Genomic DNA, 8492 nt, shown 5'->3' on the forward strand with positions numbered 1-8492 from the left:
TGTATAAACTATGACTATAATCCATATTGTAGGGAATGTAGATTGGAGACAAAAGATAATAGTAGTTAGAGTTGTGGATAAGGCATTTTTAGACAGATTGATGATTGAAAATGATAGGAATATTTGTGGAAAAAAAGTGTAAATGACAGTAATCATAAAAAATGATACAATGGGAGTGTAAGTTCATCTAATAGAGAAAGCTTACCGTAATAAATTAGGTTCAGTTAATGAGAAGGAGGAATACTATGAAAAAATACATAGGAATGTTAGTTGCTTTGGTATGTATATTGGGTTTAACTGCTTGTGGTGGACATAAACAAGTAGAACTTTTGCTTCCGAACGTAGAAAATATCACAGAGGTTGATGTGATGGAAAATAGTTCTAACGTGTCGAATAAGATAACGAGCAAAGAAGAAATAGCCAAGATTATTACTGAAATCAATGAACATTCAAAATCTACCAATAAAGAGAGCTTAAATGACCACCCTACAAATGTTGATTCTTATATCATTATGACATTCTATCATCATAATGCAGAAAATGAACAAAAAGAAAGATGCATCTACTTATATCAAGAAAAAGGAAATAGTTATGTGGAACAACCTTATACTGGAATATGGAAATTGGAAGATGAGGTGTTCTCTTGGATTAGGGAGGATTATTTGGAAAAATAGTTTCTCTAAATAGGTAGTTACAATGTTAGGAGGAGACGAGAATGAAGACTTTGGAGAATTTGAATCGTTTTTTTAACATCATCGTAGCATCATTATTTGGTAGTTTTGTTGGACAGTCCATTTTCAATTATATAGATTATAGACGAATGCCGGATATTTATGCGATGCGTCCATCACCGTGGTATGATTATTATGCTTTGCCTAGCTTTTTTGCCTTTGCTATAGTAGTATCAATTAGCTTGATAGTGAAGAGTATCATTTTGATATTAAAAAGAAGAAAACAGAAATCAAGATAATCTATAGGAGGAATTGGATGAAGTGGTATCATAATATGTCAAAAGAAGAACAGAGTCAATTTCAAAAAGTAATTATGGTTTGTAGCATTGGAACTATCATCATTTTACTCATACCGATATTTTTCCGGATTTTGTTGTAAAAAATTTCAGGAGAAAGACATAAAAAAGATTGTGTTTGAATAATAATGAAGTGGAACGTGTTGTGAGGAATCGTAGAGTGTTGAAACTTATTTTGGATATACTAGTTAGAAAGCCTTTTTAAGATGGTTAAAACATGAAATTTGGAATAATTTATGATACTATATGAGTAATATCTGATAGCGAAATATTTTTATTAAAACAGCATGATGGAAAAATGTGACAGAACAGGAACTTTATGGAGATTGAGGAGGTAATGACATGAAACGAGTAATCGTGTATTTGGCAAATGGATTTGAAGAAGTGGAAGCATTGACAGTCGTTGATTATTTAAGAAGAGTAGATATCCATGTAGACATGGTGTCTATTCATGAAGATAAAATGGTGGAAGGTTCTCATAATATTACTGTAATGGCAGATAAAGTATTGTCCGAAATCAAAGATGTAACAGAGTACGACGGGATTGTTTTTCCGGGTGGAATGCCGGGGGCAACAAATTTGAGAGACAATTCTCGTGTGATTGAGCATGTGCAGTTGATGAATCAAAAGAAAAAAGTGATTGGAGCAATTTGTGCAGCACCGATTGTTTTGGGACAGGCAAATATTATTGAAAATCGAAAAATCACTTCTTATCCGGGATTTCAAGAGGTATTGAAGGGAAGCGATTATCAAGAAAAGGTAGTTTGTGTCGATGAACATATCGTGACATCCAGGGGACCGGCAACAGCAGTGGTATTTGCATTGAAATTGATAGAAGTGTTGATAGGAAAAGAAGAGTCTCAAAAATTAGAGGATGCCATTTTATTTTCTATGCTTGCAAAGGAATTTTAATAGAAAAACTCGATGAAATGATGAAAATAATTCAACGGCTACAAGTTATCCTTTTGATTGTTTGATAAATCGGTTGATTTAGACTATTAGAGACTTTTTTTAAAAATTTTTTCATGTTTAAATAACACTTTTTCAAGAGATTATAAAGCCTTGTCTTTGATTTTAAGGATCATCAAACAGTAGTATGAGTTATTTTCTATAAGTAAATGTTTTGTTGTAACATTGTTTTTTTAATCATCGATACAAAGATGTGTACAGTTTTATCATAATTGAAATTGCATATTTTTCTTCTGTAAAAGAGGATGGAGGGATGTTAACTCTATCCCCTTTGTGTGGTGTAAATATTGAATTTTGAAAAAAAGGGTATTAAAATATCTGACAGATTTTAACTGTATCAATACATACAACAAATCTATATTTCAATGACAGTGGTTATCTAACATCATAATCTGTATTTGTCATGAGATATTATTTATGAAAGTAGAAAAGAATAAGAGTACAAAAAATTTGTTTTTACAATTAAGGAATAGGATATTTAGCATTTGACAGAGGGAATTTTATTTAGAAAAGAGGAATAGGAATGACATTGATACCTTTGAGTTTTGGATTTCTTGCATTATTGCTTTTTTTATTGACAATCTATATCTATTTGAGAATTGCGATAGCTGTGGGAACAGGGACGGATTTGCCCCGATGGATTTATCTGATTGGATCAAGTCTTAGAGGAAGATTCAGTAGCGTTCAATTTGATTATGTTACTGATTCGATAGCATTGAAAGAGGCTACCTTATTCATTTTGAATTTTATTTTGGCAAATATTGTTGTTTTCGGTGCAGTATATTACAGAACACATCACTTTTCAAAAGCGCTTTATATGTGTTTGAAGGCTGAGTTTGCTATTGTTGTTGCAGTACTAATACTAAGTCATGTTATTAAACTGATTACGGTATTGTTTCATCGTTCGAATAAACCGATGTATTTTTATGCATCAACAAATGCTGTAGTTGCCGGTATGTTTTTTGCATGTTTTGCCTTCATGTTATTCCTGTCTTTGACCGGGTTTCCGTCAGAACCAATCGAAGTTCAATTAGATAACACCAATGTTATTATTGGAGAAACAAAGGCATCTGAGCTTTTGTCCGAAGGGTTCACCTTTTATGAAAAAAATGCTGATAGCGAGATTGTCAATGAACGAAATGATCATTTTTATTATGGCAAGCTTTTAGAAATTTTTCGTGACGGTAAGTCTTATGGTTTTGTGAGTGTTACGCCTACAGGAAAAGATTCGGACAGTCTAAAGAACTGTGTCATCACTTACTATCGAATTATGGCGGATAGTGAACAATTATCTGAGGTTACTTTTAATCATACTGATTTAACTCATCTTACAATTCACGATTTTAGAACAAAGGATATCAAGGATATTTTCTCGTTAAATCCTGTAGATTCTGAAGAAACAAAAAATGATACTCTCTTTATTCTTACAATGCAAAATGCAGAGTATGTTCTTTGGAAGAGATATAAAATAGAAGTTGATTTTAATGAGGACGGTTCTGCATATCGTTATGGTGCAAGAGCACAACATGAACAGTGGGAATAAATGTTATAATAGATAAAAGGGGAGTATACTTTTTCAAAGATACTCCCTTTCTTTATTTCTTGTTATGTAAACTTGTTATGTTCTTCGATTTTGAATGATTCGTTGAGTGATATTTTTTCTGGTGTATATATTGAAAGAAGATAATGTCGTTTTACAAATTTACTTCATTTCAAACTTGTTGGAATCACCTTGAAAAAGGTGTAGTGATGTCAGACTTGAAGCACTTTAATTGATTGATGAAACTTTTTATATCAAATACTGTGTTTGAATGGTGTTACCAATTAGAGTTCTTTATCAATCTTTTCAATCAGCTCCGTAATATTCTTTGAAACATATACGATTTCATCAGGATCATGGATGTAGCAGATGATTTGTCCTTCCTGTCCGGCAGTATTCGGATCAAAATCAAGCATCAGATAACAACTGTCGCAGTATTGTGCAAACGGAATCCATCTCTTGTTGAACAGGTATGGTTTTATTCTGTTATCTCGCATGTTATCGATATCTTGAGGCGAAAAATACTTCGGAAAATCCGATAACAAAGCATTTTTGTTTTGAAAATAGGTCTTACATTTTTTGATTTCCTCTAAGCTCATCAAACAAAAACACATATCAGAAGTTCTTATTATGGATGGAAGAATACACATAAATCTACTTCCATTTTTGTATTGATAAACCGTCTTAAAATCTTCCGGCAAACGAATTGCAAATTCTGTCTCGAATTTGCACAAATCATCCTCTGAAGCCCCGACTATTGTTTCATACTCCTGAAAATATTCTTCTTCCATCGGATCATCCAAATCCAATTCTTCAAAATTTCCGCATATATATGTTTCAATTTTCTTGATGTTATCAATCAGTTTCATTTTCCTACATCCCCTTATTATTCTTTTGTCTATGATTATTTGGAGTTATCATGACACTGCTATATATTATAATGTTTTAATACGATTGACCGTTATTTATTCGAATGACCTTATATCGTTATTCCGGATTGCTATCCATGATGTTCATTTCACTTCAATCAGTGTAGCACTTTCTTTCATTTCCAGCGGGATGAGATAGAAAGGAACTATTCTTTTAGTCGAAAAGTGCAATCTATACCTCATCTTCGCTTAATTCTCTAAAACTACTGATATGGTATCCGAAATAACATTTTCCTGATTGACCTATAAAAATTCCGTGTTCCGGCATATTGGCTATCTCGCCTAAATAAATCATAGGCATATCATCAGAAAACGGATATTCCAAAGATAGTTCATTTTTAAGAGTAACCAAGGTTTTTTCTTTCATTGTGTAAGCACTCAAGTTATCACTCCTTAATATATTTCATAAATAAGTTCTGAATCGAGTTGGAAATCATCATCAAATTTTACTAAAAAATATAACTCTCCGGCAGGAGATTCTCCCACATAATAACCTAAGGCAAAGGCGTTATAGCAACCGCTGATGTCAAATATCACATTTGTGAGTTTTAACTCTGAGACATCATTGTCTTTTGCATAAAAAGAGAATTGACCGTCCGGTGCATTTCCAACTTGATATCCTGATGAAACAGTATCATTGCAATTGTTATGATCCAACTGAACATCCGTCAAATCTAATGTTTCAGTATTTTCATGACTGCATTTGTCTTTGATAAGTTGATGTGCCTTTTGGTCTAATACATTTATTTCATTAGCAAGTTTCTCCATAAAGCAATATGGAATGGAAGAGATATCTTCTTCGGTATATCCGGTGAAGTTAAAATGTAATTCCGATTCAAACTTATGGCTTACAAAATAGATGCCACCGATACTGTTTTCCCAATTTTTTCCCTTCCATAGAGCAAGCAATTCTTCTTTTTTCATAAATCACCTTTCATCTTAAATAACAGTGTTATTCGTATTTCGTGACATCATATCCCAATTTTTTTAATGCATCTATTTGCTTTCTTTGATGTTCGGGAGTGCCACAGGCGCATTCAATATCTGAATAAATATAACTTTCCGGCCAATTATCATACACTTTGTCCAAAAAAGCGGGAATGTTTTCATACATTGGAAGGATATTTGAAAGAAATCCTTGTTTCAGACACTGTAAATATTCTTCAGTACTGATTAATGTGGAATATCCGTTTTGGTCAGAAGCGTTGCGTCTGTCAAGAGAAGCTTTGATGTCCCAAGGAGTGAAGTAGATTAAGTAGGGAGGCCTACTCCAACGCTGTGAATCTGTTTTATCAGGTGACGGTAAGATTTTTTCCCAGAATGCTCTTTTTACTGCAAAGGAACCTGTAGAAATATAGAGACGATATGGTGTTTTTTCGAATGTTTCATGAGAAATTTCTCCATCTGTTCGTTCAAATATACCATATACATCATGTGCTAAGAGACGAGCGTAGTAAGGTATCTGTGCAGGTATCTTATAGATTGCTCCAAGTTCATATCTTGCCATTTTTTCCTCCTTTTTTTATTAAGTACAGAATATTGTTTTTACGCTAATTCTATTGCACATACAGTCAATTTATGATTTTCATCTGTTAGGAAGGCATGGGAACCCCATATATCAATCACGCGAAATGAGGCATATCCGCGTGGCAAGACTATATCAATCAGTTCGTTGTCGGATATTCTGAGTATTTTTTGCTTTCCTTTCCATTCATTGTTCTTAAAGATAGGTGACAAAATCATCCACTGTCTGTCTCCTGAGAATTTTCCTCTCATTCCATGTTTCCCTTCCAGTCTACTCAGATTGTCTTTTCCCCATATCTTAGTCTTAAAAAGTCCATTTGGTTCAATTTCCAGGAACCAATAGTATCCCATTAAGTTCAGTCTTGCAGGATTTGTGATATTTCCTTCTAAAAAGGCATATAACTGTCCATTTTCTTCTAATATGGAGCCAATCGTAGGAGCTTGGTAGTTAAAATCCGCTTTAACAAAATCATTTCCAGATCGTTCAAGTGAGGCAATATGTTTTTCTCTTATACTCGGTTTACTGTATACACAAGAAGTATCTTTTGGCCAATGAGCTTTTTTGTTTTCAAAATCTACTGTAAGTATAGTAAAACTGTTTGTTGAATCCAGGTTATTTCCAAGTCTGCAGACAATAGGAAAAGTGCCTTGATATCCTGTTGTGGTAATAGGCATTGGAGTACCATGAGGGCACCAATTATCCATAGCAAATTCAGTCCATTCTGCATCAAAGTCTTGGAGATACCATAATTTCTTCGTTGCTGGACACAAAAGCAGAATTCCTTTGTCACAAGACAAAAGAACAGGATTTTTCCATATATCCCGTTCTTCCTTAGATTCAGGTGAGGAGATTTGTTTCAAAGAATCTCCTTTCATCCATAGGATTCCGATGTTTTCGTTATCCAAAACTGAGGTCCACAGTACAATTTCATGTTCTCCTCTTGCAATCATTTCTTTTCCGGCAAAAGGACTGTACATGAAAGATTTATCTACAGGTTTTACTTCCTCAAATTCCCAATTCTTTATTACTTTTAATTTTGCTTTCATCATCATTCTTCCTTTATCATATCTTCTGTTTCATAATAATGGAAATTCTCAAAAATCAAAGATTCAGTTAGAATGTTTGATTTTTGAGAATGAGTTAATTTTTGTGAAATATATCCGTTAATAATAAAACTTATACGATTTCTCAAAAAGAATTCGAGAAATTTCGTAATCTAAGAGTCTATTAAATTTGAGGTGTGGAATCTTTTTATCCGCTATTCAATGATAAGATTCCTAATATAAACCAAACTATCAATAGTATACTACTCACAAAGGATACTATTACTCCTATGCCACATATCACGAGTGCCCATGTATGTCGTCGTGCTTGTTCAATAAAAAAACAAGGTATTGCTGTAAGAGAAAGAAAAAAACCTCCAAAAAATGATATGAGCCATGTGAATGCGACTACATTATACCATTTTCCTAAGTGATTTTCTCCTATAGGTTGACTGATTATAATAAAATAGGTAAGAATAGCAATAATGTAACAAACGATATTGGTAAGATACAAATATTTCAGTAGATGATGTCTATGAAAATAAGTCAGAATACATAAAACAACAATCATAATGAGTGGAAAATAAAGACGTCCCATAATATAATTATCATTTGCCATAAGACTCACCTCCTTTCTGTCATATTTTGCAATCTAATTTGAAAAATTGTGGCATGAAATGTTATCCGTTAGAATTTTTATATGTTTCTTTACTGATTTTATTTATCTTATCAAACAAGAGTTCAGATATCCAAATTATGATTGTTTTCTATAAAGCTTGATAATAGTATACTATTTTTTAATTGTTTTTTCTACTGTTATGTTTTCTAATGAACATCGAGATTGGCATTCTTTTTCTATTGGTAAAGAAGAGATAAGTATACCTTAACTATAGAATAAATAAATGTGTTGTGTAATGTCACAATGAAATAAATGTATTTAAAATATAATATCAATTTGGATCATTTATTAAAAAGTTACATAAATGAAATAAAAAGGATTTCGTTTGGATGAAGAAATAATGAAAGATTGGTAAAATTGATATTCCTAGATAACCAAGAATAGTAGGGGACGTTTACCCCTACTATTTACTCAAAATTTAAATACAGTTTATAAACGTATCATTATATGATATCAGTCATACAATTATTTGACAGCAAATTCTTTTAAAAATTGCTCTCCAGTACCATATTTTTCATATACAAAGTCAATATCTTTATCACCACGACCGGAAAGATTTACAAGGATAGAGCCTGAATTGTGATTTTTCGCATGTTTGATTGCGTATGCCAAAGCATGTGAACTTTCTATCGCCGGAATGATTCCTTCATAACGGGATAGTAAGAAAAATGCTTGTATTGCCTCTTCATCACTCACGGCTTCATATTTTATTCTTCCGCAGTCGCTCAAATATGCGTGTTCAGGACCTACAGACGGATAGTCAAGTCCGCTTGCTATAGA

11 protein-coding genes and 1 pseudogene are annotated in these 8492 nt (G+C 32.8%); 5 read left to right on the plus strand and 7 right to left on the minus strand.

The window, feature by feature from the left end; translation table 11 throughout:
• Positions 1 to 245 precede the first annotated feature (245 nt).
• The 5 genes from ACO5GE_RS07345 to ACO5GE_RS07365 all read left to right on the plus strand — a co-directional run bounded on the left by ACO5GE_RS07345 (position 246) and on the right by ACO5GE_RS07365 (position 3539).
• Entirely contained in the window at positions 246 to 674 is a 429-nt protein-coding gene (locus ACO5GE_RS07345) for a DUF5301 domain-containing protein (RefSeq protein ID WP_484830270.1), read from the plus strand.
• A gap of 41 nt (positions 675 to 715) precedes the next feature.
• Entirely contained in the window at positions 716 to 970 is a 255-nt protein-coding gene (locus ACO5GE_RS07350; RefSeq protein ID WP_484830271.1) for a hypothetical protein, read from the plus strand.
• Between the two features lie 17 nt (positions 971 to 987).
• On the plus strand, positions 988 to 1110 hold the full coding sequence (locus ACO5GE_RS07355) for a hypothetical protein (protein WP_484830272.1): 123 nt from the start codon (positions 988 to 990) through the stop codon (positions 1108 to 1110).
• A 259-nt stretch (positions 1111 to 1369) separates the two neighbouring features.
• Positions 1370 to 1939 (plus strand): DJ-1 family glyoxalase III, encoded by a 570-nt coding sequence (locus tag ACO5GE_RS07360; protein ID WP_484830273.1) that lies wholly within the window; start codon positions 1370 to 1372, stop codon positions 1937 to 1939.
• A 580-nt stretch (positions 1940 to 2519) separates the two neighbouring features.
• Complete coding sequence (locus ACO5GE_RS07365; protein WP_484830274.1) at positions 2520 to 3539, plus strand: hypothetical protein; 1020 nt, start codon at positions 2520 to 2522, stop codon at positions 3537 to 3539.
• A 281-nt stretch (positions 3540 to 3820) separates the two neighbouring features.
• On the opposite strand, the gene ACO5GE_RS07370 is transcribed toward ACO5GE_RS07365, so the two are convergent.
• From ACO5GE_RS07370 to ACO5GE_RS07400, 7 genes and pseudogenes are all read right to left on the minus strand, one after another.
• On the minus strand, positions 3821 to 4405 hold the full coding sequence (locus ACO5GE_RS07370) for an SMI1/KNR4 family protein (protein WP_484830275.1): 585 nt from the start codon (positions 4403 to 4405) through the stop codon (positions 3821 to 3823).
• A 232-nt stretch (positions 4406 to 4637) separates the two neighbouring features.
• On the minus strand, positions 4638 to 4847 hold the full coding sequence (locus ACO5GE_RS07375) for a hypothetical protein (RefSeq protein ID WP_484830276.1): 210 nt from the start codon (positions 4845 to 4847) through the stop codon (positions 4638 to 4640).
• Positions 4848 to 4858: 11 nt separating this feature from the next.
• Positions 4859 to 5389: a hypothetical protein gene (locus tag ACO5GE_RS07380; RefSeq protein WP_484830277.1), complete on the minus strand. Its 531-nt coding sequence runs from the start codon at positions 5387 to 5389 to the stop codon at positions 4859 to 4861.
• Between the two features lie 28 nt (positions 5390 to 5417).
• Positions 5418 to 5972, minus strand: coding sequence for a hypothetical protein (locus ACO5GE_RS07385; protein ID WP_484830278.1), 555 nt, complete (start codon positions 5970 to 5972; stop codon positions 5418 to 5420).
• 38 nt (positions 5973 to 6010) lie between these two features.
• The gene (locus tag ACO5GE_RS07390) at positions 6011 to 7036 is read right to left on the minus strand and encodes a hypothetical protein (RefSeq protein ID WP_484830279.1); all 1026 of its coding nucleotides are present in this window, start codon (positions 7034 to 7036) and stop codon (positions 6011 to 6013) included.
• A 205-nt stretch (positions 7037 to 7241) separates the two neighbouring features.
• Positions 7242 to 7652: a hypothetical protein gene (locus tag ACO5GE_RS07395; protein ID WP_484830280.1), complete on the minus strand. Its 411-nt coding sequence runs from the start codon at positions 7650 to 7652 to the stop codon at positions 7242 to 7244.
• Positions 7653 to 8177: 525 nt separating this feature from the next.
• Positions 8178 to 8492, minus strand: a pseudogene (locus ACO5GE_RS07400) (tryptophan synthase subunit beta); the annotation flags it as partial.

It is taken from the genome of Filifactor sp., assembly GCF_057248345.1.